The 24,919-nt window shown below is 53.7% G+C and carries 26 protein-coding genes; 7 read left to right on the plus strand and 19 right to left on the minus strand.

Annotated elements, in window-relative coordinates; genetic code table 11:
- Positions 1-203 precede the first annotated feature (203 nt).
- From BLW29_RS23525 to BLW29_RS23585, 12 genes are all read right to left on the minus strand, one after another.
- The gene (locus BLW29_RS23525) at positions 204-1,052 is read right to left on the minus strand and encodes a class I SAM-dependent methyltransferase (protein ID WP_090984201.1); all 849 of its coding nucleotides are present in this window, start codon (positions 1,050-1,052) and stop codon (positions 204-206) included.
- 30 nt (positions 1,053-1,082) lie between these two features.
- Entirely contained in the window at positions 1,083-1,538 is a 456-nt protein-coding gene (locus tag BLW29_RS23530) for an HIT family protein (RefSeq protein ID WP_090984203.1), read from the minus strand.
- Between the two features lie 75 nt (positions 1,539-1,613).
- On the minus strand, positions 1,614-3,203 hold the full coding sequence (locus BLW29_RS23535) for a 2-isopropylmalate synthase (RefSeq protein ID WP_090984205.1): 1,590 nt from the start codon (positions 3,201-3,203) through the stop codon (positions 1,614-1,616).
- Positions 3,204-4,784: 1,581 nt separating this feature from the next.
- Positions 4,785-4,976 (minus strand): hypothetical protein, encoded by a 192-nt coding sequence (locus BLW29_RS23545; protein ID WP_090984211.1) that lies wholly within the window; start codon positions 4,974-4,976, stop codon positions 4,785-4,787.
- Positions 4,977-5,055: 79 nt separating this feature from the next.
- Complete coding sequence (gene tsaD, locus BLW29_RS23550) at positions 5,056-6,087, minus strand: tRNA (adenosine(37)-N6)-threonylcarbamoyltransferase complex transferase subunit TsaD (protein WP_256208837.1); 1,032 nt, start codon at positions 6,085-6,087, stop codon at positions 5,056-5,058.
- Positions 6,071-6,574 (minus strand): ribosomal protein S18-alanine N-acetyltransferase, encoded by a 504-nt coding sequence (rimI, locus tag BLW29_RS23555; protein ID WP_256208838.1) that lies wholly within the window; start codon positions 6,572-6,574, stop codon positions 6,071-6,073. Before rimI ends, tsaD begins: the two co-directional genes overlap by 17 nt.
- The gene (gene tsaB, locus BLW29_RS23560) at positions 6,561-7,448 is read right to left on the minus strand and encodes a tRNA (adenosine(37)-N6)-threonylcarbamoyltransferase complex dimerization subunit type 1 TsaB (RefSeq protein WP_090984215.1); all 888 of its coding nucleotides are present in this window, start codon (positions 7,446-7,448) and stop codon (positions 6,561-6,563) included. Before tsaB ends, rimI begins: the two co-directional genes overlap by 14 nt.
- A 13-nt stretch (positions 7,449-7,461) precedes the next feature.
- A complete protein-coding gene (gene tsaE, locus BLW29_RS23565) occupies positions 7,462-7,944 on the minus strand; it encodes a tRNA (adenosine(37)-N6)-threonylcarbamoyltransferase complex ATPase subunit type 1 TsaE (protein ID WP_090984217.1) in 483 nt (160 codons plus the stop codon).
- A 13-nt stretch (positions 7,945-7,957) separates the two neighbouring features.
- Entirely contained in the window at positions 7,958-9,016 is a 1,059-nt protein-coding gene (gene thiL / locus BLW29_RS23570) for a thiamine-phosphate kinase (protein WP_256208840.1), read from the minus strand.
- A 215-nt stretch (positions 9,017-9,231) separates the two neighbouring features.
- Positions 9,232-10,098: a YitT family protein gene (locus BLW29_RS23575; RefSeq protein WP_090984221.1), complete on the minus strand. Its 867-nt coding sequence runs from the start codon at positions 10,096-10,098 to the stop codon at positions 9,232-9,234.
- A gap of 234 nt (positions 10,099-10,332) precedes the next feature.
- Positions 10,333-10,521: an H-type small acid-soluble spore protein gene (locus BLW29_RS23580; RefSeq protein ID WP_090984223.1), complete on the minus strand. Its 189-nt coding sequence runs from the start codon at positions 10,519-10,521 to the stop codon at positions 10,333-10,335.
- 3 nt (positions 10,522-10,524) lie between these two features.
- A complete protein-coding gene (locus BLW29_RS23585; protein ID WP_090984224.1) occupies positions 10,525-10,716 on the minus strand; it encodes a hypothetical protein in 192 nt (63 codons plus the stop codon).
- Between the two features lie 134 nt (positions 10,717-10,850).
- On the opposite strand from BLW29_RS23585, the gene BLW29_RS23590 reads away from it, so the two are divergent.
- Genes BLW29_RS23590 through ligD form a run of 3 tightly spaced genes read left to right on the plus strand, consistent with a single transcriptional unit; the run spans position 10,851 to position 13,762 of the window.
- On the plus strand, positions 10,851-11,810 hold the full coding sequence (locus tag BLW29_RS23590; RefSeq protein WP_090984226.1) for a non-homologous end joining protein Ku: 960 nt from the start codon (positions 10,851-10,853) through the stop codon (positions 11,808-11,810).
- A gap of 3 nt (positions 11,811-11,813) precedes the next feature.
- Positions 11,814-12,866 carry an ATP-dependent DNA ligase gene (locus BLW29_RS23595; RefSeq protein ID WP_090984228.1) on the plus strand — a complete coding sequence of 351 codons (1,053 nt, stop codon included), beginning with the start codon at positions 11,814-11,816 and terminating at the stop codon, positions 12,864-12,866.
- On the plus strand, positions 12,863-13,762 hold the full coding sequence (gene ligD, locus BLW29_RS23600; protein ID WP_090984230.1) for a non-homologous end-joining DNA ligase: 900 nt from the start codon (positions 12,863-12,865) through the stop codon (positions 13,760-13,762). The genes BLW29_RS23595 and ligD overlap by 4 nt, the downstream gene beginning before the upstream one ends.
- A gap of 1,509 nt (positions 13,763-15,271) precedes the next feature.
- On the opposite strand, the gene BLW29_RS23605 is transcribed toward ligD, so the two are convergent.
- The gene (locus BLW29_RS23605; RefSeq protein WP_090984232.1) at positions 15,272-16,210 is read right to left on the minus strand and encodes an aldo/keto reductase family protein; all 939 of its coding nucleotides are present in this window, start codon (positions 16,208-16,210) and stop codon (positions 15,272-15,274) included.
- Between the two features lie 173 nt (positions 16,211-16,383).
- Between BLW29_RS23605 and BLW29_RS23610 the strand changes: the two genes are divergently transcribed.
- The gene (locus tag BLW29_RS23610) at positions 16,384-16,716 is read left to right on the plus strand and encodes a winged helix-turn-helix transcriptional regulator (protein WP_090984234.1); all 333 of its coding nucleotides are present in this window, start codon (positions 16,384-16,386) and stop codon (positions 16,714-16,716) included.
- A 77-nt stretch (positions 16,717-16,793) separates the two neighbouring features.
- On the opposite strand, the gene BLW29_RS23615 is transcribed toward BLW29_RS23610, so the two are convergent.
- The 3 genes from BLW29_RS23615 to BLW29_RS23625 form a co-directional block, all read right to left on the minus strand.
- Positions 16,794-17,813, minus strand: a complete 1,020-nt coding sequence (locus tag BLW29_RS23615; protein ID WP_090984235.1) for an HD-GYP domain-containing protein — start codon at positions 17,811-17,813, stop codon at positions 16,794-16,796.
- 202 nt (positions 17,814-18,015) lie between these two features.
- Positions 18,016-18,600 (minus strand): RNA polymerase sigma factor, encoded by a 585-nt coding sequence (locus BLW29_RS23620; RefSeq protein ID WP_090984237.1) that lies wholly within the window; start codon positions 18,598-18,600, stop codon positions 18,016-18,018.
- Positions 18,601-18,696: 96 nt separating this feature from the next.
- Entirely contained in the window at positions 18,697-19,830 is a 1,134-nt protein-coding gene (locus BLW29_RS23625) for a glycerate kinase (RefSeq protein ID WP_090984239.1), read from the minus strand.
- A 94-nt stretch (positions 19,831-19,924) separates the two neighbouring features.
- Between BLW29_RS23625 and BLW29_RS23630 the strand changes: the two genes are divergently transcribed.
- Both BLW29_RS23630 and BLW29_RS23635 read left to right on the plus strand, forming a co-directional pair.
- Positions 19,925-20,620: a Dph6-related ATP pyrophosphatase gene (locus BLW29_RS23630; RefSeq protein ID WP_090984240.1), complete on the plus strand. Its 696-nt coding sequence runs from the start codon at positions 19,925-19,927 to the stop codon at positions 20,618-20,620.
- Between the two features lie 79 nt (positions 20,621-20,699).
- On the plus strand, positions 20,700-20,987 hold the full coding sequence (locus BLW29_RS23635) for a hypothetical protein (RefSeq protein ID WP_090984241.1): 288 nt from the start codon (positions 20,700-20,702) through the stop codon (positions 20,985-20,987).
- Between the two features lie 31 nt (positions 20,988-21,018).
- Here the strand turns inward: BLW29_RS23635 and BLW29_RS23640 are convergent, their stop codons facing one another.
- Both BLW29_RS23640 and BLW29_RS23645 read right to left on the minus strand, forming a co-directional pair.
- The gene (locus tag BLW29_RS23640) at positions 21,019-22,227 is read right to left on the minus strand and encodes a copper amine oxidase N-terminal domain-containing protein (protein WP_177186795.1); all 1,209 of its coding nucleotides are present in this window, start codon (positions 22,225-22,227) and stop codon (positions 21,019-21,021) included.
- A gap of 107 nt (positions 22,228-22,334) precedes the next feature.
- Positions 22,335-22,949: a phosphatase PAP2 family protein gene (locus tag BLW29_RS23645; protein WP_177186796.1), complete on the minus strand. Its 615-nt coding sequence runs from the start codon at positions 22,947-22,949 to the stop codon at positions 22,335-22,337.
- Positions 22,950-23,068: 119 nt separating this feature from the next.
- On the opposite strand from BLW29_RS23645, the gene BLW29_RS23650 reads away from it, so the two are divergent.
- Positions 23,069-23,941, plus strand: coding sequence for an SDR family oxidoreductase (locus tag BLW29_RS23650; protein WP_090984247.1), 873 nt, complete (start codon positions 23,069-23,071; stop codon positions 23,939-23,941).
- Between the two features lie 33 nt (positions 23,942-23,974).
- Here the strand turns inward: BLW29_RS23650 and BLW29_RS23655 are convergent, their stop codons facing one another.
- Entirely contained in the window at positions 23,975-24,832 is an 858-nt protein-coding gene (locus BLW29_RS23655; protein WP_090984248.1) for a protein phosphatase 2C domain-containing protein, read from the minus strand.
- Positions 24,833-24,919: the final 87 nt, after the last annotated feature.

Raw genomic sequence — 24,919 nt, forward strand, 5'->3', positions numbered from 1 at the left:
CCATGTAACAGCGCGAAAAAACAAGCAATCTTGTGAGAACTTGTTTTTTGGCTGGAAGGACTCCGGATTAAAGGGGCTGAGCCGTTTGTGCAACAATTTCTTCACGTCCTCGTTAAACGGCACAGCAAAAAAAGAGGCATCTCAAAAGTCGTCCTGCACACTTTTGATAATGCCCCTTTATCTAACAAGCGCTACTTACACACCTACACTCTTCTACCGATGTAGAGTAAATGCGAGGACATCCCAAGCACAGTCGAATCCTTCGCCATCCGGATGAGCAGTTGAATAAGCTGCTGATACGTTTCCTCCCCCTGCTCCGACCAGTAGCGCCATTGGTCCGCTCCGAGGATTGCCCCCATGTTCGTGGATCCGATCAACTCCACCGTCTGGAAGCCATTTGATTCCATAAACGGTCGAATAGCCTCGAGCTCATAGAAGTAAGCTCCCGTATAGCGTCCTTCTTCGGCATGATCGAAGATCCCGTTCTCTCGAAACGCCTCGATAGCATCCAATCGATGCAGCGGCTTCCAATGCTCCGGAGCAAGCAGCGCATTCATCACTTGATTGACTCGGCTGCGAAAAGCCACGAATACGACGCCTCCCGGCTTCGTCACCCGGTGAAGCTCGCGAACAGCCTTAGCGCGATCCGGCGCATGCTGCAAATGGTACAGCGGGCCCATGAGAAGCGCGGCATCATAGCTGTTGTCAGCCAGCGGCGCGAGCTCGCAAGCATTGCAGACATGGAAGCCGCCGGTGAAACGCTCGGTTAGCTCAAGCTCGTCGGCTTTTGCCTCAGCAAGCTCAACAAGCGCAGGCGTAAGGTCAGTCAGCGTCAGCTCATAGCCTGCTGCAGCCAGTGCCATCGCATATTTTCCGGGGCCAGCTCCGTTGTCCAGCACCTGTCCGGCAGGCGGCAGGTACTGTTTCAAATAATGCATGTTAACCGTGAACTCCAGCGGTTCCCGGTCAAGCCGGCTCCATTCTCGCTCGCCAAAGCCGGTATAATACGCCACTACACGTTCCTTGTTCCCCTGATCTGCCAGTTGCCCCATCGTGATTCCACCGCCCTCTTGTTGAATCCTTCAAATTGCCCGCAAATACACGCGCAGCTTGGAGCAAATTTTCTCGACTTCTGCTTCTCCGCCATGTGGTGCGTCCGGCCAGTTCATGAGGTTCAAAGGATTGCGATAGGGATCCGGCGTTCCTGCATACCGCGGGATGAGGTGCATATGGAAATGCGGCACGCCATCCCCTTGGACGAAGCTGTAAATATGCTCTGCACGCAGAACGCTCTTGAGCGCTCGACTCACTTCGTTCACGATAACTCCCACTGCTGCCGCTTCCTGCACGGACAGATCACCAAGTCCCGGCGTATGGCGTTTCAATTCCACTATGACATAGCCTAAGTAAGTGGTTTGCTCTTCACCTCGAAACCCCATATGACCCACATGCACATGCCCATCCTCATAGATGGTGCTCCCAACCGACTGGATGTCACCACGATGCTTTCGGCAAATAAAGCAGTCTTTACCATTCATAGACACCGGTTATCGCCCCCTCACGAACGAACCTTAAACTTTTCGACTAAACCCCCAGCCACTAATTCCGTGGAATCAGCTGCTCTTCTTCTGAATGAGCTCTTCCACCCCATCATCCTGCGCACTCATCAGCAGTTGATTGCAAGCACTCACATAAGCCTCAGCCGCCGCCAAAATAATATCGTTATGCACAGCCGTCCCCGTATACCGCCGATTGTTATGCACAATTGCGACGATTGCTTCCCCGCGTGCATCCTCGCCTGTTGATAACGAATGCAGCTCCAGATCCTCGAACTCCGCCGTTACCGGAATCGCCTGCTGCAGGCAGTGAATAACGGCTTCCAACGGCCCTTTGCCCGTTCCTGTCAGCGTGCGTTCCTCCTGCGAATCGCGTTCACGAATCGTAACTGACGCGATGCGAGAACGCTGCGTCCCCGCAAGCACCTGCAAGTCAACCAGCGTATACGGATCATGCTGCGTGTCTGTCGATTCGCTTGCTAACCGGACCAGGACATCGTCAGGCACGATTTTCATCTCATCGGCTTTCTCAATGAAACGGTTATACACATCCAGCAGCTGCTCATCGTTCAGTTCAATGCCGTAATCAGCCAGACGATGCTTGATCGCATGACGGCCGGAATGTTTGCCAAGCACGATCATGCTGCGCGGAATGCCCATCGCTTCCGGATCCATAATTTCGTACGTGTTGCGGTTCTTAAGCAATCCATCCTGATGGATGCCCGACTCGTGCTGAAAAGCGTTCCGCCCCACGATTGGCTTGTTGTAAGCAATCGGGAAGTTCATCGCCCGGCTCACCATCCGCGATGTTTCATAAATCTCGCTTTGGACGATACCCGTTTCCGCACCGATCACCGATTTGCGTGTCTCGATCGCCATCACAAGCTCCTCCAGCGAACAGTTGCCGGCACGCTCGCCGATTCCGTTCACCGTCACTTCCACCTGCGTCGCCCCCGCGTTAATCGCCGCTAAGCTGTTGGCTACCGCTAGACCAAGATCATTATGGCAATGTGCGCTGTACTGCACTTTATCCCCGCCTCTTGCCCCGGCTCTCACGCTGCGGAACAGCTCGCCGTACTCTTCCGGAAGGGCGTAACCAAGCGTATCCGGCAGATTGATGACGGTCGCGCCTTCAGCAATGACGGCCTCTACCATCTCGATGACGAATTCACGTCCCGAACGGCTTGCATCCATGGCGGAAAATTCGATTTCGTCGACGAATTGCTTGCCGTACGCTACCATTTCGCGGGCGATATTGAGCACCTGCTCGCGGGATTTTTTTAATTGGAAATCCAGATGGATATCCGAGGAGGATATGAAAATGTGCAAACGGCGGCGGGCTGCGTCCATTGTGGAGCGTACTGCCGCGTCGATATCGCCTTTGATCGCACGGGCAAAGCCGACGATTTCAACACCATGCAGCTCACGTGAAATTTGCTGTACCGCCGCGAATTCGCCCGGGCTCGAGATCGGGAAGCCCGGCTCGATAATGTCGACGCCAAGCTTCGCCAGCTGGCGGGCAAGTATGATTTTCTGCTCGGGACGCAGCGTTGCGCCCGGTGACTGCTCGCCGTCACGAAGGGTGGTGTCGAAGATACGGATGATTTTGTTACCGGATTGGGTTTGCGCTTGATTGTTAATGGTCATAAGGGTTAGCCTCCTAAAGGTTTTTGGGATTGGGAAAGGATTCGAGAGAACAGAAAAAGCCCGACGTCTCCTGATGAATCAAGAGACGACAGGCTTTTGTGAGCATGCCGCGGTACCACTCTAGTTGCCCGGCCTTATCGAGGCCGGACCCGCTTATGCAGCATGGTTCGCCACCGTTATGAATAACGGGCAGCTGCTGCACCTGATGACGGTGGTTAACCGTAACAGAGGTAGGATACGCGAGTGTATCGCGCTATTCCCTCGTTCCGCTCCCAGGCGAGTTTCGGATATCCTTCGGCTGCGTCGCACCACCCCGCAGCTCTCTGCTTTTCCCGGATTGTTCCTACTGCTCCTGTTCTTCGCGTTTGATTTATGGGTCGATCAAGTATGTGTCGATATTCCAGTGATTGTGACTGCGTCTCGCTTCAAAACCGCTTATCGGAAAACAAAAAAAAGCCTGACGTCTCTTATTCAAGAGACGACAGACTGTTAGGTCCGGCGCGGTACCACCCTTGTTGACGTTCCTTCCTGTAAGGAAGCAATGAACGTCCGCTTAAGCATGACGACGATTCTAGAAGTCGAAGCCATGCACCCGATCACGGAGGTAACCCGTAAAGACGTACGTGAGCATTCCCTAAGCCTTGGCCTTCGGCCGACAGCGAAGCTCATTTCCGTAAATCCGCTCCCAGGCGAGGTTCAAGCGGCCTTCGACTGCGTTGCACCAACCCGCAGCTCTCTAATCCCGGCTATACGCTTTACTGCTCCTGTTCGTCGCGTTTGTCAGATGTTTGAAGTGTTGTTGCTTATTATATGCCTGTCGGAATCGTCTGTCAATTCGAATGTAAAAAATTTTCCTAACACTCCCGCCTTATCGTTCATCTCCTGATAGGTCAAGTCTGCCTCATGCATACCCGGAATAATGTTGCTATTTGTGCAACAATTCTGTGTAAATTGAGCTATACGAGGGGAAATGTTGCAAGTTTTGCAACATTTTCTCCTCCTATCCTCGCTTGGCCTTCGAATCCGTAGACAATGTTGCATTTTCCGCAACATTAGGTCGAATATGGCCCATCGGAGAGGTGAAATGCTGCCTTTTCTGCAACATTTCTACCGATGCGGGTTAGTTGGGAGGGCGAGTGTTCGATTTCTGTACTCTCGGCCTCGATTTCCGGCTCAGTTTGATGCTGAAAGTTCACTTTGGAGACTCTCAGCTACAGACGCGGTTGGTTGGGGGGTTAGTTGGGATGCTGAGAGTTTGATTCGGGAACTCTCGGCTTCGATTTCGGCTCAGTTTGATGCTGAAAGTTCATTTTGGAGACTCTCAGCTACAGACGCGGTTGGTTGGAGGTTAGTTGGGACTGCGAGCGTTCGATTTCTGTACTCTCAGCTTCGATTTCGGCTCAGTTTGATGCTGAAAGTTCACTTTGGAGACTCTCAGCTACAGGCGCGGTTGGTTGGGGGTTAGTTAGGATGCTGAGCGTTCGATTTGGAGACTCTTGGCTTTTGGTGAATCAATGCATCTACATAAAAAAACTGCCTTCAACCGTACCAATGTACGGTTGAAGGCAGCTTCGAGTATGATTATTTCTTTTTGTAGATTTTGTACAATAGCCATAGGATTCCCCAAGGTACGACATACCGGGTCACCCACTCGAAAGCATGGACCAGCCGCTCGCCGCCGAAGAATTCATCCCCTCCGCCAACCATTGCACAGATAAAGATAAAAACAAATAATACAAATATCGTGCCATAGAAATAAGGCTTCGAATTCACGACAACCAGCTCCCCCATACGACTACATACGTGTACGTACATGCAGCAACTGCAACAACGAACAGCGCCCGGTTAGCGACTAGCTCCGAACCGACCATTCTTCGAGCGACAAGCCCGGCTCCGCCTTCATGTCGAGCGGCGTAAACTCACCGCGTTTCCACTTCAGGTGCGCCGCAGCGCCGATCATCGCCGCATTATCCGTGCAGAGCTTAAGCGGCGGAATAAGCAGCGGAATACCCGCTTCCCCGCAGCGCGCCGTCAAAGCAGCGCGCAAGCCGCCGTTAGCGGCAACACCGCCGCAGAGCAGCAGCTGCTTCGCGCCGACTTCGCGAACGGCACGCAGTGCTTTCGTCACAAGCACGTCGATGACGGATGCTTGGAACCCGCGGGCAAGAGCAGCCTCGCGCGGCGTTTCGCCTTTCATTTTGGCGGAATTAATCGCCGCAAGAACGGCAGACTTCAACCCGCTGAAGCTGAAGTCATACGAATCCGGCTCCAGCCATGCCCGCGGCAGCAGGAACTCTTCCTCCGACTGCTGCGCCAGCCTGTCAATGTAAGGCCCGCCAGGGTATGGAAAATTCAGCGTACGCGCCACTTTGTCATACGCCTCGCCGACAGCATCGTCGCGAGTCCTGCCGATGATCCGGAACACGCCTTCGCTCTCCAGCACGACAAGCTCCGTATGCCCGCCAGATGCTACGAGCGCAAGGCATGGATATTCGATCTCATGCACCAGCTGGTTGGCATAGATATGCCCGGCGATATGATGGGTGCCGATAAGGGGGAGGTCAAGCGCCATCGCCAAGCTCTTAGCCGCTACGATTCCGACCAGAAGCGCGCCTACAAGTCCCGGGCCTTGCGTAACCGCAATCGCGGACAGGTCGCGGAACTCCGCACCGGCCTCTTTCATCGCCTGCTCCATTATGAGCGTAATCGACTCCACATGCTTACGCGATGCAATCTCCGGCACAACGCCGCCGAACCGCTGATGGGTCTCGATTTGGCTCGAAATAATACTCGTTACAATCTCCTTGCCGCCGCGAATAAGGGCAACGGCTGTTTCGTCACAGCTCGTTTCTACGGCGAGAATCAGTTCATTTGTAGTCGTCATACCCATTCTCCACTTCACCTGAGGCATCCAGTTCAGCCCACATGATGAGCGCATCCTCTTTATTGTCTGAATAATAGCCGGGACGGACGCCCGAAGGTTCGAAGCCGAGCTTTCTATAAAGCCGCTGAGCCACTTCGTTGGATACACGGACTTCTAGCGTCATCCGCTTCGAACCGAACATGACTGCCGCACGCTGCAGCTCCACCATCAGCATCTCGCCAAGACCGCGTCCGCGATACGGTTCGCGCACCGCCACATTGGTCACATGCGCCTCATCCATGATGGTCCACATGCCGCCATAACCAAGGACTTCGCCTTCGTAATCCATCACCATATAACGGGCAAAATGATTATTCGTCAGCTCGTTGACGAACGCTTCCTCTGTCCACGGCGAAGTAAAGCTCTCCTGCTCGATAGCGACGATCGTCTTGACATCGCTCATCGTCATCAGTCGAAAAACAAGCCGGTTCACATCAATGACCGTCACGTTTACCCGCTCCTTCCACCGCGCTTTGCTGCTGCGAAGCCGTCCGTTCCTGCAATTTCACTTCTGCTTCCGTCAACTGCGTGTAGTTCGGAATAAACGTATGCACGTCATCGGATTCTCCGGCTGCCAAGCGTGAAAGTCCAAGTGCAGCAACGGATCGTCCTTCTAAAATATAAGAGAATGCCGCGACTTCCACCTCGGGGCATATGCTCCGCAATCGTTCGGCTTCCGCCTCGTGAAGCTGTAATTCACCGACAATCCAAATCGCAGAAGGTCTCGAAGCAGCATCCATGTCCTTCACGTCTGCAGCGAGCCGGTCTACCCAATCGTGCATGAGACGGATGCCGTCTTTGGCCAAACGTTTCCAAGCTGCCGGGAATTCAGAAGATGACACATCTGGAGCCGAAGCCTCGAAAGCTCCTGTATATACTTGTCCACGACGCGCATCCATGATCGGTACAACCCAAACCGGACGTGTCCCTACAGGTACATTGGCGGCAGCTGTGTCCTTGTCAGCTCCCGTCTGCCATGCTCCATAAGCGAGGGCTTCGAGGCTCGAAACGCCAACGAGCGGTTTCTGCCAGACCCATGCTAATGTTTTGCCGACCGATACCGCGATTCTCATCCCTGTGTACGATCCTGGTCCGCGACCGATCGCGATGCCTGCGAGCTCCTCCGGCGCAACGCCGCATTCACTAAGCAGATCCTTGACGACCGACACCGTGTGGACGGAATGATTGCGTTCGGCAAGCGACTGAATGTCGCGCAGCACCTCATCTCCGCGCACGAGTGCAGCAGCAAGCGAAGCGGTTGATGTATCCAGCGCCAGCACCAGCTGTCCTTCCCGGCTGCCCGGCGTAGTATGTTCACTCATCTGTTCCTTGCTCCTATCTATGATCAATTGCCTGTAATTGTTGACACCAAGCCGCATACGGTGCGCCAATGCCTGTAATCGTAATGCGGCGCGCTACACCGCCCAAATGCGCGATGTATAGCTGAAGCCGATCAGGCGGAAGCAGCGCCTCGATGAGGCTTGCCCACTCGACAATCGTTACGCCTTCACCGAAGAAGTAATCGTCCAAACCAAGCTCGTCCGCTTCTTGCTCGGAGAGCCGGTATACATCCATATGATAAAGCGGCAATGTCGCCCCTTGATATTCTTTAATAATGGTAAAAGTAGGACTATTCACAATACCGGGTACACCGATTCCTGCTGCAAAAGCTTTAGAGAATCGCGTTTTGCCTGCTCCGAGGTCACCATCGAGCGCAAGCACCGTTCCCGGTACCGCCAGCTCCGCAAGCTTCTCAGCCAATCGAACGGTGTCCGCTTCGCTCTCCGCCGTCCATATCATTTCGTAGCTTTCGTTCATGTTTCGGCCGCTCCTAATTTCCAAAATGATTATATCCGCGCTTGGCAACCGCTTCCCGCAGCACCTCGTAGCGCCCCGTGCCGCGGCTAGCATCCAGGTCGCGAATCAGTTCCACGCCTGCGCCGCCGGCTTCGACCTCGCCGATGATGAACATCGGCAGGCCGGCTTCGGCCAGCTCGGCTTTGGCTGCCCGCGCATCTGCGGCAGCGATCGTGCCGAGCAGCACGTAGTCTTCGCCGCCGTACAGAATCCACTCCAATGGATTCAAGCCGCAGCTGTTCGCGTAAGCGGTCATGCTGCCGCTGCGCGGCAAGTCGGAGTCGCGGAGCACGAGGGTTACGCCCGAAGCCTCGGCGATCTCCCAGGCTTCGCTGGCCAGTCCGTCGCTGACGTCATTCAGCGACGTCACGGTTCCGCGCGCGGCAAGCAGCAGCGCCGCGCGCACCGAAGGCGCCGGCCGGCGGTGCGCTTGCACCAGCGCCGCCGTGCCTGGCGCTGCCGCCACCGGCGCTGGCGGCGAGCCCGCGCCGCCGCCATGCGGCTGCGCCGCAGCCCCCGCGCGCGCTGCCGCGGCGGCGAGCAGAGCATGCAGACCGGCCGCGGCCATCCCCGCCGCTCCGGTCACGAACACGGCGTCGCCGGGCTGCGCACCGGCCCGGCGAATCGCCTTGCCGGCCGGGGCGGTGCCCACGACCGTCACGGACACGACCAAGTGCAGCGGCGAACTCGTCGTATCGCCGCCAACCACCGCTACGCCGTAATGCTCGGCGCACGCGTAAAGCCCATCATAGAGCCGGCGCATACGTGCCGGCCCCCATGCCGGCGGCACGCTCACAGACACGAGCGCGTGCCGAGGCACGCCACCCATCGCCGCGATATCGCTGACGTTCGCGGCCAGCGCCTTCCAGCCGATGTCGGCCTCGCCCATCGTCGCGTCATTGAAGTGGACGGTCTCCACCATCGTGTCGACTGCCAGCAGCCATTCCAAACCGCCGCTATGCTCACCCGGCGGCAACCCAACAATCGCTGTGTCATCCCCGATGCCGAGCACCACGCCTTGCTTCGCGAGCACCGACGGTTGTTGGCGGTCGGCTGTCCAATTGCGAATGCGCTCAAACTCGTCCAGTTTCTCCGCCTCCAGTTGCCGGTCTCAGCCTTATTTTCACAGTTAGTTGTCCCTATTATATCGGTCAGCAGGAAGACCCGCAACAAAAGCAGGCAAGGCCATGCTTGGTTGCACAGCCTTGCCTGTATGAACGTCTGCGAGCAGACTGCTTGATTGCCTGGTTAGTGGATGGCTCGCTTCTTGAAACGACCGCCCTTTACGTCATGGATGTTGCCCACGGCGAGGAAAGCTGTCGGATCGAGCTCCATAACAATGGACTTCATCTTCGCTTCTTCCAGACGCGTAATGACGCAGAAGATCACGCGTTTCGTCCCGCCCGAGAATGCACCTTCACCATGCAAATACGTAACGCCGCGGCCGAGCCGGCTCATGATGGCATCGCCGATTTCCTTGGATTCTTTACTGATAATCCAGACCGACTTGGACTGATCGATCCCCTCCAAGGTCACGTCGATGACTTTAAAAGCAATGTAATAGGCAATAAGGGAATACATCGCGCTGTCCCACGAGAACACGAAGCCCGCGCTCGCGAGGATGAACAGATTGAAAAACATCACGATTTCGCCGACAGAGAACGGTGTTTTCTTCGTGAACAAGATCGCGATAATCTCTGTCCCGTCAAGCGAACCGCCTGAACGGATAACGAGACCGACGCCAATACCGAGAATGACGCCGCCGAATACCGGAGCCAGAAACGGGCTGTACGTCAGAGCCTGGACCGGATGAAGCAGTGTCGTGCCGATGGACATGACCACAACGCCGTAGAGCGTTGATATCGCAAATGTTTTACCGATCTGCTTGTAACCGATGACGAGAAACGGCAAGTTGAACAAGAATAGAAATAGACCGAGCGGCAAGCTAGTCAGATGAGCCACGATGATGGATATACCGACTATTCCGCCGTCAATAATGTTGTTTGGTACAAGAAAAATTTCAAGAGCTACGGAAACGAGCCCTGCACCGACGGTAAGTAATACAATCCGCAGCAGCAACTCCAGCTTGGTAAGCTTATAATGCTGTTTCGCCATACTTTCCCCCCTCTATTGTGAAAACTTAAAAATCAAGCTTATTGATTCATTATACCCCAATTTAGCTCGATTTCCAAGAATAAGCACATCTTTTCGCCATTTCTATTTCGTTATGTCTCGAAATCGTCAAATTCCGAACGTTTTTACAATAATCTATTTATTTATAAAAATGATAAAGACCCTCGGCATCCAATGTTTAGTCGGTTTCCGAGGGCCCTGCTCTAGTACCGCTTCCTATTCGTCGCCTTCTTCTTTCAATCGATCGACGGAAACGGTTTGCGTATTGAGCGGGTCTGAACCCACTTGAACGGTTGCCATGCCATTAGCTTCATCCACATTTTCGATCCATACAGGCTTATCGCCGAGATGAACGGCAAACGTGTCCTTCGAGCTGTAAATCTGCATTGCGCGTTTCGTATCCACTGTTTATTCCCTCAATTCATTTCCAGGATCCATTGTGTCTGTGGTGGACTCTGCAATTAACCCGTTGTTCAAGGTCACTTGCCCTCCGCCTAATCCTTCATTCACCATCCGGTCGATGTCCATAAAATAATCATCGCGGCCTTCATGTTTCTTATCGTCGCTGTTCCCGGTAGGGGAATTGCCCGCTTCTACCATTCCATTTGCCTCCTTTAGATGATGATGTTGGCTCTTGCTACACGAAAATATGCCCGAACAAGCTTAGTTTCATGCATTCGGGGAACAATGAATGTAGAGGACTTTAATCCATTTTATTGTGAGGGGGAAATGAAATGCATACGGTATGGAAAGGGGCCATCAGCTTCGGTCTCGTGCATGTGCCTGTCAAAATGTTTTCAGCCACGGAGGACAAAGATATCTCTCTCAAAATGATTCACCGCGACTGCGGCAGCAACATCTCCTATATCCGCAAATGCCCGACCTGCGACGTTGATGTCGATTGGGACGCTATCGTCAAAGGCTATGAATATGAGAAAGGCCGCTATGTCCTGTTTGAGAAGGATGAGCTGGAGTCGTTATCCAGCGATGCGACCAAGACGATCACCATCCTGGATTTCGTCGCGCTTGAGGAGATCGACCCGATCTATTTCCAGAAAACATACTATCTTTCCCCGGATCAAGCCGGGGGCAACGCCTATAATCTGCTCATGGAAGCAATGCGGCAGTCGGGACGGATTGGGATTGCCAAAGTGTCGATTCGTTCCAAAAGCTCGCTAGCCGCCATTCGCATCATCGACGATTGCTTAGCGATGGAGACGATATTCTATCCGGATGAAATCCGATCCGTGGATCAGGTGCCGGGACTGCCGGAAACCGTCAATGTGAACGAGAAGGAGCTCATGATGGCTCGCATGCTGATCGAGCAGCTCTCTACCCCGTTCGAGCCGGCCAAATATACCGACGACTATCGGGAGCGCTTAATGGATCTCATCCAGCACAAAATCGCCGGCGAGGACGTTCGCGTTGCGCCGGAGCAGCAGCGCACGAATGTGCTTGATCTAATGGCTGCGCTGCAAGCCAGCTTGGAGGCGGTTAAGCTGCCGCCGAATGCGCCCGGAGGCTTGGACACGAATGCCGGCGGAGCGGCAGCTGCTGCAGGTGCCGGGGGGACGGCTCCCGCTGCGGGCGGAGCGGCACCAGGTTCTTCAGCCGCTGCCGAGGGAGCCAGCGAGGTCGTGGCCAAAGTAAAAGCACCTCGTGCGCGCAAAACGAAAAAGGACACGGTGTCTTAGGCGATGGAACAGCCGTGGTCCGAGGAATCGCTTCCTGATGTGAGCTTGCATCAGGAGGTTCACTATGAGCAGCCGCTGCCGCTGCCCGTCGAGCCGATGGCCCCCCTCTCCGATGATGAGCTTCCAGTCGGCAGCGAATGGGGCTATCAGCTGAAATGGGATGGCGTGCGCATCCTCGCTCGATTGAACGGGCATGGGCATGTGGAGATATTTTCGCGCAAGCTTTACTTGAAGAACAGTATTTATCCCGAAATCACGTCTCTGCTGGAGTCAAAAGCAGCTGTTCTAGGACGTTGCCTGCTGGACGGCGAAATCGTCTGGTGGGATGGCGTGCGGCCGAATTTTCAGCATGTGCTGAAGAGGGAACGGTCGCGCGGGTTATTGCGGCAATCGCAGCCCGTTGGCCAAGGATCCGGTAATGAGGCCGGAGTTGACAGCAGTGCGGCTTCGCGTGGCGGGCTCGTCTTGGTGTTGTTCGATATCCTCGCAGACGCTTCCGGCGATTTGCGCCATCTCCCCTATGAGGAGCGGCATCAGCGGCTTACCGAACTATGTCCGTCGGATGATCCGCGCATGTTCGTGACGGATCTGTTTCAGGATGGTGCTGCATTGTGGGAATGGGTCCAAACGAATAAATGGGAAGGCGTTGTCAGCAAGCGGCTGGACAGCCCTTATCGGGAAGGCAAGAAACATCGCGACTGGTTGAAGAAGAAAATTGTCCTTGTCCTCGATGTCGATATTGTCGGACTTAAGTGGCGGGGCGGCATCGTCGCGAGTCTGGTGATGGAGCATGAGGGGTATTATCTCGGCAGTGTCTCGCTTGGGCTCAATGATGCGCTTCGCAGAGTGTTGGCCGCGACTTTCAAGCCGCAGCATTCGCATTTGGCGGTAGTCGCATGTCCGTTTCCGGCCGTGCCGGAGGATCTGAAGCGTGAAGAGATCCAGTGGCTGTCGCTGCCGTTCAAGTGCCGGGTTTCCGGCCTCGAGCTGACTTCTGCCGGGCAGCTTCGCCATCCGAAGCTGGTTACCTTTCTTCCGAAGGAGCCGCTGTCATGAGCCGTTCTGTGAAAGGAACTGTTGTTGTTGATGGGCATGAGCTGACGGTAAGCAATCCTGAGAAGCTGTTATGGCCGGAGATGGGCATAACGAAAGCGATATTTTTGCAGCGGCTTGCTGCGTTGTCGCCATGGCTATTGAAGCATTGCCAGGATCGGCTGCTGACGACCATTCGGTTCCCCGATGGGGTGAATGGGAAATCCTTTTATCAGAAAAACAGCCCCTCCCCTACACCGGCTTTTGTCGAAACCGTGACCCGGGAGGGCATTAACTATGTGAAGCTGACGTCCCTGCCCGTGCTGCTATGGCTCGGCAATTTGGCTTGTCTCGAATATCACGCATCCTTTGACCGAGTGAGCAACCCGGAGCATCCAACGGAATGGGTGCTTGATCTGGATCCTACGCTCGAAGAGGAGCCGCGTATTATGGAAGCAGCCCTGCTGGTCGGGGATCTGCTGCGATCGCTCGGCATCTCCTCCGTGCCCAAAACATCGGGAGCTACAGGCGTGCAGGTTATCATTCCGATCGTGCAGGATCTCACCTTCGATGAGCTGCGCCGTATCGGTGAATTTGTCGGCGCTTTTCTCTCCGACAAGCACCCTCGCCTGTTCACCATCGAACGATTGAAGAAGAATCGCGGCGACCTCATCTACATCGACTACTTGCAGCACTATCAAGGCAAAACCATCATCGCCCCCTACTCCCCGCGCGCCCGCCGAGCCGCCAGCGTCTCAACCCCGCTCCACTGGGACGAAGTACGCCGTAACGTCGCGATCACCGACTACAACCTGCTCAACATCGAGGACCGGCTCCGCAAAGAAGGCGACCTGCTGGACACCGTCGCCCCGCAGTCGCTCCGCTCAATCCTGCAGTTTATCGGCAGCGGGAAACGCTGATGGGGTAAACCAATCTGCTGCGGCCGCTGACTGCACCTTCCTCAGCGCTGATGGCAACCGCTAATATCCCTCTCTTAGCAGCGCCGCAAACTGTTGAAAAGCTGCCTCCCACACGCGATTTCCACTGTAAGCGGCATATTCGCTTACAGTGGCAGATTTCGCTCGGTTGGAGCTGCTTAAGCGGCTATTTCGCTTATCGTGGTACGCTTCGGCGGTAAACTAGCTTCCCTCGCATGTTCTCCACCTCCGTAAGCGGCATATCCTCTTACAGTGGCAGAAACGGCTAAATTGGGACTACTTAAGCGGCTATTCCTCTTATCGTTGCTCGCAACTGCGGTAAACTAGCTTCCCTCGCATGCTCTCCACCGCCATAAGCGGCATATCCTCTTACAGTGGCAGAAACGGCTAAATCGAGGCTACTTAAGCGGCTATTTCGCTTATCGTTGCTCGCCAGCTAGTCAACTAGATTCCCTCGCATGCTATCCACCATCATAAGCGGCATATCCGCTTACAGTGGCAGAAACGGCTAAATCGGGGCTACTTAAGCGGATATTTCTCTTATCATGCTCGCAACTGCAGTAAACTAACTTCCCTCGCATGATCTCTACCTCCATAAGCGGCTATTTCGCTTATCGTTACACACTTCGGCGATAAACTAGCTACACTCGCATGTTCTCCACCTCCATATGCGGCTATTTCGCTTATCGTTACACACTTCGGCGATAAACTAGCTACACTCGCATGTTCTCCACCTCCATATGCGGCATATCCGCTTACAGTGGAAGATTTATGGTTTCTTTGGCCTTTAGTAAGCGGTACCGCTTACTGACGAACTAGACTGCGACTTTGGAGCCTAATTGCAGCTTTCATCCCAATCGCCGCAAGCGACTTCGCCTGTGAGAATCGGATTTCACGACTCTCACAAGCCGCCGCGGGCGATTCAATAGGCTCCCCGAAGCTGAGAGTCGGATTCCACGACTCTCACCAACCGCCGCAGGCGAATCCATAGGCTTCCCGTAGCTGAGAGTCGGATTTTCCTACTCTCAGCTTCTTTTCCCGCCGGTTTCGCCCGCGAGAGTCGGATTTCACGACTCTCACCAACCGCCGCAGGCGAATCCATAGGCTTCCCGTAGCTGAGAGTCGGATTTTCCTACTCTCAGCTTCTTTTCCCGCCGATTTCGTCGATGAGAGTTCGATTTCACGACTCTCACCAACCGCCGCGGGCGAAATCATAGGCTTCCCGAAGCCGAGAGTCGAATTTCCCTACTCTCAGCTTCTTTCCCCCCCGATTTCGCCGGTGAGAGTCGGATTATCCGACTCTCACCAACCGCCTCAGGCGAAACCATTGTACTAGAAAGCAACTTCGGAGCACTGCTGCTGCTTTCAGCATTCTTGCCACCATAGACGGTGGAGTTCATACGAGATGGTTACTTTAGTGATCTGGTGCGCTGAGTGCAGCAACCAAACAAAAAACCGGACCAGCAGCGCCGGTCCGGTTTCCAAACAAAACTAACCTAGAATCGTCTCGATCCGTGCAAGCACGTCTTCCGACAGCTTGATGCCGGATGCAGCTACGTTCTCGACGACCTGCTCCGGACGGCTGGCGCCGACTAGGGCACTGGCTACGTTCGGTTGGCGTAGAATCCATGCGAGGGCCAGCTGGCCGGTCGTAATCTCGAGCTCGCCTGCGATTTCGGACAAGGCGCGCACTTTAGCAAGCTTCTCGTCGGTGATGCCTTTGCGCATCCAATCGAGCTTCGAGGCACGGCTGCCCTCCGGCAGATCAGCAGCGGACGTGTATTTGCCCGTCAGCAGCCCTTGTGCAAGCGGCGAGAACACCACTTGTCCAATGCCGTTCTTCTCCCCATAAGGGATAACTTCTTTCTCGATATAACGCTCGAACATATTGTAGATCGGCTGACTAACGACGATGCGGTCCAGCAAGTAACGGTCAGCTGTGCCCAGCGCATCTGCCATTTGGGAAGCCGTCCATTCGCTGACACCTGCATACAACACCTTGCCGGAGCGGATCAAATCATCGATTGCGCGCAGCGTTTCTTGCAGCGGCGTCTCTTGGTCATAACGGTGGCAGTAGAAAATATCTACATAGTCGGTGTTCAGACGCTTCAAGCTGGCATTGGCCTGCTCGATCACATGCTTGCGGGACAAGCCGCGGTCATTCGGGCCGTCACCCATTGGCCAGAACGCTTTAGTCGCGAGCACATAGGATTCACGCGGGAATTGCTTGATCGTTTCGCCGAGCAATACTTCCGCAGCGCCGCGCTCATATACATTCGCCGTATCGAAGAAGTTCACACCAAGCTCGTACGCCTTCTCGATAGCCTTTACCGCATTCTCACGTTCAACATAACCGCCATATGTAAGCCAGCTGCCCAAGCTGACTTCACTCACCTTTAGTCCGCTGCCGCCAAGTCTTCTAAACTCCATTTGTCCAACCTCCTAGAGATAATTGCAGTTCCCTGCATACGCTGTCAACCTAACGTAACCCCTATTCTACTCATATCATTATAGATTTTAAAGTAGTGAAATAATTGTCATTATATTATACTTAATATATATACTATACTTTATGTAACTAATTCATAACGGAGGATTATACAATGTCTGCAAACAATTATATCCCCAAAGTCCCCGCCGTCATCGACTGTAATATCGAGAAAACGCTGGATGTGATCGGCGGAAAATGGGCCTTTCTTGTCCTTCGCGAGCTGTTCTGCGAGAAGCGCCGGTTCGGTGAGCTGCAGCGGTTAATCCCTTCCGTCAGTCCGCGAGCGCTGACGAGTACGCTTCGTCACTTAGAGGGACAAGGCGTGCTTGAGCGCCATGTATTCCCCACCGTCCCGGTCACGGTTGAATATTCGCTGACACCTAAAGGCGTCGACTTGCATCAAATTTTGCATGAAATGAAGCTATGGGCTGCCAAGTGGACCTAATCGCATACGCACCGCACAGAAAAAGAGCAGGGCATTCACATGATGACGTGAACCCCTGCTCTTGCTATTTACCGAACCTATAATCCAATAATCTGTTTAATTTGCAGTTGACGATCCGCGGACAAATCCACGAATTCTTCGCCGATGCGTACGAGCGGCGCTTCCTCGTCATGCGGATTAATATATACGATTTCGCCGACGCGGTCATCGGTGAGGACGACTTTCTGACCGATCATCTTCGTCGTAATATTCTCAAGGAATACCGACACGATATGCGGATCGAGCTGTCCGAAATAACCCTCGCGCAGCTGACGAACCACCTCATAGAAAGGCAGTGCCTTATGATAAGGCCGATCGGAGGACATGGCGTGGAAGATATCCGCCACTGCTACGATTTTGCTGAAGCTATCGATTTTATCCGAGGTCAAGCCTAGCGGGTAGCCTTTGCCATCCTCGCGTTCATGATGCTGGAGGGCGACTAAAGCGGCACGGTAGCTGATGCCTTCGGTTTTCTTCAATATTTCGTAGCCGTAAATGGTATGTTTCTTCACGACTTCGAATTCTGCCTCCGTCAGCTTGCCTGGTTTGTTGATGATCTCCGGCGGAATCTTCACTTTACCTACATCATGCAGCGTTGCTGCAAGCGTAAGCGCTGTCAATTCGTCTTCTTTAAAATTCAGCCATTTGCCGATCATCGTCGCCAGCACGCCAACACCGATGTTGTGCTGATACGTATAATCACCTTGCGCCTTGACCGCCTCGAACAGCTCGAATATATTCGGATGGCTGGCCACACTCTTAACAGAGGGAATGATGTTGTTCTGCAGCTCGTCCATCGGTATCTTGCCGGTTTCTCGAATAGAGTCATACATTTCCTTAGCCCTACTTGTAACCTGAGTCACAGCGGAATGAGGAGAACTCGGCTTTCCTGTTTTCTCCGCTTCCACTACATCGAAGATAATGGAGACATTTTCGATTTTGTGCTTTTCTAGTAGGACTAAGTGCTCTTCTTCCAGCACGATATTAGCGGGCAGCACGGTTACGCCAAATGCATTTACGACTTCTTTTTTCAAGGTTTTCCCCAAATAGTTTCGCATAGCGCCTCCAACAAAAGTCGTACTTGTTCCTTTTTTCCAAGGTAAATGTTTACTGTTAACTATACTTTAACATGCTGATACAGCCATTGTCCTATGGTATTGTTTTACAGGCGGCAAGAATGAATCTAAAGTACTAGTCCGAACGCCAAAAAGGACCTCCCTTCTCTACCAAGAGGCCCATTTTTCCATCTGATCCGATCCTTTATAATTCGCCGGTCATCAATGCCGTCGTCCATCGGTCTACCATATAGGGAAGCGCTGGCGCGCTTCTGCGCTTCCCGGCTCGACTGCGCGGGGCAGCCGCCGGCTCTTGCTGGACACCTCGCTTACGCAGCGTTGATTTGGAGCGGTGCAGCACCATTTTGACAGCAGGGACCGTACATTGCAGCTCATCGGCAATATCCTGGTAGGAATAATCGAACACCTCTGCGAGCAGCAGCATCTCCATCTCGCGAGCGGACAGATGCTCCGTTACCCACTCCAGCGTCCCGCGAATGGCGGCGTAGTTGTTATCGTAATACGGCAATTGAAGGGCCTCATCGATCGGAACGGTTATGCCGCGTCGTTTGCGATGGGCGTCAATATGCACGTTGCGGGCGATTTTGTACAGCAGCGACCTGGGGTGACGAAGAATGCCGGTATCCCGATAATGCTTGAAAGCCCGAAGCAGCGCCTCCTGCAGCAGATCCTCCGATTCCCATTTGGATGCGGTCAAATAATAACAATAGGTCCGCACATGCCGGAGATGCGGCTTGATGGCTTCTTCGAACTCGGTCCACGGCTTCATGCTAACTGGTCTCCCCCCTGCTTTTGTCCTGTTTCACTGATCCTGACCCTCAGTCTAACAGGCCATTGTGAACATGATGTGAAGGAGAAGAGGATTTTAAAATGAATTTTTGAGTAGAGCGAACAGCTGGGCGACACTGGCCTCCGCCCACTCTGCAGTATGCGCCATCGCCTCTTCCAAGCTGCATGGTCCCGGGACGATGGAGAATGCGCTCACCTTCCCGAGCTTGCTTAGCTCATGAATCGACAACAACCGCATCCCGCACAGAATAATAACCGGTACGCCAAGAGGTCCCGCAGCTCCGCACACTCCTGCCGCTACCTTTCCCGATAATGTCTGCTCGTCCAGTTTGCCTTCGCCGGTGATAATAAAGTCTGCATCCTTCACGGCTGCAGCGAATCCGCTTGCTTCCATAACCACTTCAATGCCGGGACGAACAACCGCATTCATGAATCCGGCTATGCCAGCCCCCATTCCTCCGGCAGCACCGCCGCCGGGTAAGGTCATCACGTCAATCCCGCGTGCGGCGCGGATCTGCTCGGCGAATAGGCGCAGCCCTTCATCGAGCACGGTCACCATCTCCGGCGTTGCCCCCTTCTGCGGTCCGAAGATGGCTGATGCGCCTTGCGGACCGCATAGCGTGTTGGTTACGTCGCTCGCGATCGTAACTTGCGTTTCCGCTAGACGCGGATCTAGCCCGGCGGCATCTAGCTTCGCGAGCTGTCTCAGCGCTCCGCCGCCTTCGGCAAGGGGCTGTCCTTGCGCGTCTTGCAGCTGCAGCCCCAATGCTCGCAGCATGCCGGCGCCGCCGTCATTGGTCGCGCTGCCGCCAAGGCCGATAATGAATTTGCGATAGCCTTGATCCAGCGCATGCTTAATCAGCTCGCCTGTGCCGCGGCTTGATGTCTGGAGCGGCTGCCTCTCTTCCGCCGTTAGCAGCGGAAGCCCCGACGCCTGAGCCATCTCAATGATTACCGTCTCGCCGTCACCCAGCACACCGTAAGCGGCTGTCATGGCGCGACCAAGCGGATCGGTTGCCGCTGCCTCTATCCGTGTGCCGCCTGTGGCGTGCACAAGGTTGTCCATAATACCTTCTCCGCCATCGGCCAGCGGCAGCTCATGCAGCTCTGCCTCCGGCATGACGGACCGAATGCCTCTGGCAATAGCACTGCACAGCTCCCTTGCTGATGCAGAGCCTTTGAAAGAATCAGGCGCAATGACTACTTTCATCCCTCTATCTACTCCCGTCGAATATATCTATGTAAGTTATTATCCTATATAATTTGTACCACATCACTACAATTCATAACGGGGAATGATGATCATGGAAGAAACGATGGATTGGAAGAATGAAACAATCGTCGGACGCCGATTTATTGCCTCCTTCAGCGGCGGCAAGGATAGTGCACTCGCTTTATATAAAGCCATGCAGGTTGGAGAAGCAATCGGCCTCATCGTGATGCTGGAAGAGGAAGGAAAACGTTCCAGATCCCATGGCATGCCACCCGAGCTTATTCGCGCTCAAGCAGATGCGATCGGACTGCCGCTCTATACAGCTTCTGCGAGCTGGGCTGACTATGAGCAAGCTTTTATCAGCCAACTGGTACAAGCGAGAGAGCGCGGAGCCGAAGTGCTCGTAACAGGGGACATCGAACTGACGGATTATGGCTGCTGGCAGGATGAGGTATCGAAGAAAGCAGGCTTGGAGCTCGGCATGCCGCTGTGGCAAATGGATCATCTCGAAACCGTAGAAACCTTCATCAATCTCGGTTTCCTATCGGTCGTGGTGACCGTCAACTTATCGCTCGGCATGCGCGAAACGGATCTTGGACGCATGCTGGACCATGAATTTGTACAAGAGCTCCTCGATCGTGGTATCGACCCTTGCGGAGAAGGCGGCGAGTTTCATACGACTGTGCTGGACGGACCGATATTCAAGTCCCCGATTACGGTTCGCAGATGTGAAATGGTGCGGCATGGCGATTACGCCTTTCTGCCGCTGGAGTTAAGTAACAGGTAATGCTATCCAATTGTGATGGTGTTTGATATAATATCCAGAGCATCTAGATATAGGTATATTAGACTGGGGAGGCGCGCAGATGTCAGGTTCGAAAGTCATGAAGTGGATATCGGGTTCTTTAGAAATATTTCTAGCCATTCCAATATTGGGGGCGCTTGTAGTCATCGGAACCTCCTATTCTGCTTTGGGATTCATGCTGATCATTCACCTCGTCACCCTGATCCTCTCGAAGAAAGACCGAGAACCGATTTATGGTTCGGTGCTTGGTATCGTAACCTGTCTATTAGCTTGGATTCCTTTCGTCGGTTGGATCCTTCACTTATTAAGCGGAATTTTCCTCATGATTTCTGCAGCAAAAAGGAGCTAAGCACATTTAAGTGCCTAGCTCCTTTCTTCGTCTACTCTTCCGATTCGTCCATATCGTTATACAGCTCGTTGCTGCCCGGCATAAGCAGCCACTTATTGTCTACCTTCTTCAAGTTGTATAAGTTAATCGATTTGACAGGCATCATCTCGCCGCCAATCGTCACTTCAAATGTGTGCAGCGTCAGAAGGAGCGCCTTGTCACCGTTTAGTTCAACGATGGCGTTCTTCTCCAGATTCATTTTCAAGCTGGTTTCGGTATCCTTGAACAATTCATCCATGGAATTCACATCTTCATCGAAGCCTTCCGCTCCGGGTACAAGTGTAGCCTTGTATGCGTTCAGATCCTTTGCATTTACAGCAGCGGCGTTAGCAGCAATCAGTGCCGAAATCGCGGTCTTATCTGCTTCAGGAGCTGCAATGGCTTCATTCCAGATGCCATCGAGATCCAGCAATTGATGGGAAAGCTGCTCGGCATCGTAGATTGCCCATTTGCCGTTCTCTTTGTGAAGCGTGTACAGCATTTCGTTCTCCACATCCGCAAAGAAGCCGTCTCCGCCTACTTTAACCGACTGCTCTACCGTGTACACAACCGCTTCAACGGGCGAATAGGAATCAATCGTTTTCTCGCTGAATGTCGTCTTCGTGTGTACTTTCGCGAACGTTTCCTGCACCGATTCACGAATTAAATCACGTACCGGAGATTCAGCATGGAAGACCGCCATATAAGCTGCCGCGTCTTGTGCATCCTCAGCCGCAGTCAGCTTGTCCAGCACGCCGAACACTTCTGCCTGCTGCTGTGCCGTAGGTCCTTTATCCGTAATCGTAACGATTTTCTTCACGCCGTCCCAGTTGACCGTTTTATCCGAAAGCGTTGCGATGAAGCGAACGCCAACCATTGTACGGCCGTTCAGCAGCTTCATTTCACCGTTAACAGGAACATTCTTGCCATCAACCAAAGCCGTCTTACCGCTCGGTTTCATCTCAATGCTGCGCGCAGCCGATTTGGCTTTAATTAGCTTCGTGGAAGCATTGTAATCGATGGAATAGCCCAGTTGTGTAAACAAGGTACGGAATTCCACATAGGTTTTGCCATTCTGAAGTACAGGCGGTGCAGGGAAGATGACCCATTCGCCATTTAGTTTAACTTTAATGTCGGTGCCTCCACTTGCCGCGGAAGCCGTCCCTGCCAAAGATGCGAATACTACGATAATGGCAAGTACCACACTTAACAAACGTTTCATAGGAAACCTCACTTTCATTCTCTCTTATTGGATGACATACCTAATTATAGTATACGAGAGTTTATCGACTGACAACGCTCCAAATGTTAACTATAGTGCCTGGCAGACTACTTGTTCGTGCGTACCCAGCTCCGGAACAATCGGATGCACAATGCCACCCAGCATGCGCTTAACCAGAAGCCCGCCAGAATATCAGACGGATAATGAACGCCGAGGTAAATGCGGGATACCCCCATAATCATGATCATCGCTGCGCTAAAGCATAATAGAGCGAGGCGCCACCTTCGCAGGCGGATGTGACGCCATAGTAAATAAGTAATAAGGACATAGAAAGTGAACGCCGCCATCGCATTGCCGCTCGGATAGCTGAACCCGTGCTGTTCGACGAGACGGTGAATATTCGGACGATCACGCTCATACATAGGCTTCAACAGCTCGTTTAGCAGCGTGGAACCCAGCATGCCGCCAAGGAGCAGTACAAGCTCCTTCCGATGCTTGAATACAAAGAATAAGAGCACTGCAACGATGAGAACGATCGGTATCATCGTTGAGGTTGAACCGATTTTGTTGAATACTTTGGCAATAGAGGTCAGTCCATCGTTCTCCTGCCCTTGCACCGCGGCAATAATCGTTTCATCGAACGGCTTCAGCTTATCCCGGGATACAAGCATCGACAGCCCCTGAAACCCCGCAATCGCAAGAATAAACAAAATCAACCACATAACGAAATTAACCTCCACATTTGCAATATGAAACTGACCGTCTTTGTCAGTCAAGACAGGGTAGACTGAATAGAAAGACGCAACAACCATACAACCTATTTAAAGGAGAAAACTACCGAATGAGACCACTTGATGGAAAAATAGCCGTTGTCGCAGGTGCGACACGAGGCGCAGGACGCGGCATCGCGATTGCGCTCGGTCGTGCAGGCGCGACCGTTTATGTCACCGGCCGCAGCGTCCGAGGAAGCTTGTCCGATATGGGCCGCAGCGAAACCATTGAAGAAACGGCAGAGCTTGTCACCGCCGCCGGCGGCAAAGGCATTCCCGTCCGCTGCGATTACACCGTAGAGGACGATGTTCGTGCCCTATATGCCCGTGTAGCCGAGGAGCAGCAAGGCCGACTCGACATCCAAGTGAATGACATATGGGGTGGCGATCCCCTCACGGTATGGCATGAGAAGTTCTGGGAGCATTCCCTACACGACGGCCTTCTCATTCAGCAGCGCGGTGTCCATACCCATATGATGGCCAGCTACTATGCCGCGCCTCTGATGATTGCTCATGGCTCCGGCGGGCTGATCATTGAAATTACGGACGGCTATGATTATCGTTACCGCGGCAATCTCTACTATAGTTTAGCTAAGATTTCCGTCATCCACCTGGCGCAAGCGATGGCAGCAGACCTCCGTCCGCATAACATAGCGGCGGTTGCATTAACGCCGGGCTTCCTTCGTTCAGAAGCGATGCTGGATCACTTCGGCGTGAAGGAGAGCAATTGGCGGGACGCTGCTGCGCAGGACCCCCATTTTCTCCAATCGGAAACGCCCGCTCTCGTCGGCCAAGCTGCTGCTGCACTTGCTTCCGATCCGAATGTGCTGGAGCGAAGCGGCCAAGCGTTGACCTCGTGGGACTTGTCCGAGGAATACGGCTTCGCAGATGCAGATGGCAGCCGGCCGCACTGGGGCCGCTATGCCGCCGAGCATGGCTTCTAGTCGAAGTCGCAGCCGAGGCCGGAGTCGCAGCGGCTACAGTTCCATCCAGAGCGCGGTTTTATCGTCGGATTTCTTCACGCGCGGGAACCGCGTGCAATCGGGATCGGACTCTTCGAGCTCCGTCAGCCACTCGATATAACGAGGCAGCCCCATTTCTCGGACAAGCGAAGCAATCTCTACGGTGCTGTCTTTGTCCGGCTCTCCCGGCGGCTTCGGAATATAGAGCCCATCGGTAAAGAGCAGCAGCGATTTCACATTTGTCCGGCTGATACGGCCGAATTCCGCATAATCACCGAACGTCGGATCGCCGTTAATCACACCGTAGCCGCCAAGCGTGTTGGCCACTTCACGACCTTGTATAATAATCGGCTTGCTGTACTCCCATAGGGCCTCACGAGTCGTTAGTCCCTCTGCGACGCCTTGTGCCCATACCGCTTTGGTCCGATCATCCACATGCGCCAATTGATCGTTCGTCACAATACGGATCGATCCATCCGTGTAATAGACAGCCAGCATGCAGTCGCCTAATTGGGCAAAATCTATCCATTTGGGCTGAACGCGCACCAATGCCGCACATGCATTCCACACGGCTTCCTTCTGCTCAGGCGATATTCCCGCTTCTACCATAGCCGCTCGCAGTGCTGTGTTTGCGCGGGTGAGCAGGCTCATCAACATATCCGAAGCAGCTGCTTCTTCAACCGCAGCTTCATTGCATGTCCGAGCTACCAGCTGTGCAGCTAAGTAGCCGCCGCTTTCTCCGCCCGGCCCTTGGTAAGGCACTAATGAAGTGGCTCCATCAATTACGCCGAATAGTTGTAGATCGTCATTGTGAATGATGGCGTCCTCATTCCAGGGGCTAACCCCTTTTACCGATACTGAAGTAAGTTCCATGACCGCTCCACCTCTCCATTGCTATGTTTTATATCTCGCTCCTATTAGCTGGCAGTAGATTTTAGCATAAGATAGTCTCCCGATAAA

The sequence above is a fragment of the Paenibacillus sp. CF384 genome, assembly GCF_900106745.1.
In the GTDB taxonomy this organism is placed as follows: Bacteria; Bacillota; Bacilli; order Paenibacillales; family Paenibacillaceae; genus Paenibacillus_Z.

Bases quoted from the DNA above. Each gene is read 5' to 3' on its own strand.
- BLW29_RS23530 (WP_090984203.1), bottom strand. From the start codon at position 1,538: ATGAATGGTAAAGACTGCTTTATTTGCCGAAAGCATCGTGGTGACATC.
- BLW29_RS23645 (WP_177186796.1), bottom strand. From the start codon at position 22,949: ATGTGGTTGATTTTGTTTATTCTTGCGATTGCGGGGTTTCAGGGGCTG.
- BLW29_RS23610 (WP_090984234.1), top strand. From the start codon at position 16,384: ATGTCTGCAAACAATTATATCCCCAAAGTCCCCGCCGTCATCGACTGT.
- BLW29_RS23535 (WP_090984205.1), bottom strand. From the start codon at position 3,203: ATGACCATTAACAATCAAGCGCAAACCCAATCCGGTAACAAAATCATC.
- BLW29_RS23525 (WP_090984201.1), bottom strand. From the start codon at position 1,052: ATGGGGCAACTGGCAGATCAGGGGAACAAGGAACGTGTAGTGGCGTAT.
- tsaD (WP_256208837.1), bottom strand. From the start codon at position 6,087: ATGACGACTACAAATGAACTGATTCTCGCCGTAGAAACGAGCTGTGAC.
- BLW29_RS23615 (WP_090984235.1), bottom strand. From the start codon at position 17,813: ATGCGAAACTATTTGGGGAAAACCTTGAAAAAAGAAGTCGTAAATGCA.
- BLW29_RS23590 (WP_090984226.1), top strand. From the start codon at position 10,851: ATGCATACGGTATGGAAAGGGGCCATCAGCTTCGGTCTCGTGCATGTG.
- BLW29_RS23620 (WP_090984237.1), bottom strand. From the start codon at position 18,600: ATGAAGCCGTGGACCGAGTTCGAAGAAGCCATCAAGCCGCATCTCCGG.
- BLW29_RS23575 (WP_090984221.1), bottom strand. From the start codon at position 10,098: ATGGCGAAACAGCATTATAAGCTTACCAAGCTGGAGTTGCTGCTGCGG.
- ligD (WP_090984230.1), top strand. From the start codon at position 12,863: ATGAGCCGTTCTGTGAAAGGAACTGTTGTTGTTGATGGGCATGAGCTG.
- BLW29_RS23625 (WP_090984239.1), bottom strand. From the start codon at position 19,830: ATGAAAGTAGTCATTGCGCCTGATTCTTTCAAAGGCTCTGCATCAGCA.
- BLW29_RS23650 (WP_090984247.1), top strand. From the start codon at position 23,069: ATGAGACCACTTGATGGAAAAATAGCCGTTGTCGCAGGTGCGACACGA.
- tsaE (WP_090984217.1), bottom strand. From the start codon at position 7,944: ATGAACGAAAGCTACGAAATGATATGGACGGCGGAGAGCGAAGCGGAC.
- tsaB (WP_090984215.1), bottom strand. From the start codon at position 7,448: ATGAGTGAACATACTACGCCGGGCAGCCGGGAAGGACAGCTGGTGCTG.
- BLW29_RS23585 (WP_090984224.1), bottom strand. From the start codon at position 10,716: ATGGTAGAAGCGGGCAATTCCCCTACCGGGAACAGCGACGATAAGAAA.
- BLW29_RS23630 (WP_090984240.1), top strand. From the start codon at position 19,925: ATGGAAGAAACGATGGATTGGAAGAATGAAACAATCGTCGGACGCCGA.
- BLW29_RS23640 (WP_177186795.1), bottom strand. From the start codon at position 22,227: ATGAAACGTTTGTTAAGTGTGGTACTTGCCATTATCGTAGTATTCGCA.
- BLW29_RS23655 (WP_090984248.1), bottom strand. From the start codon at position 24,832: ATGGAACTTACTTCAGTATCGGTAAAAGGGGTTAGCCCCTGGAATGAG.
- BLW29_RS23595 (WP_090984228.1), top strand. From the start codon at position 11,814: ATGGAACAGCCGTGGTCCGAGGAATCGCTTCCTGATGTGAGCTTGCAT.
- BLW29_RS23635 (WP_090984241.1), top strand. From the start codon at position 20,700: ATGTCAGGTTCGAAAGTCATGAAGTGGATATCGGGTTCTTTAGAAATA.
- BLW29_RS23605 (WP_090984232.1), bottom strand. From the start codon at position 16,210: ATGGAGTTTAGAAGACTTGGCGGCAGCGGACTAAAGGTGAGTGAAGTC.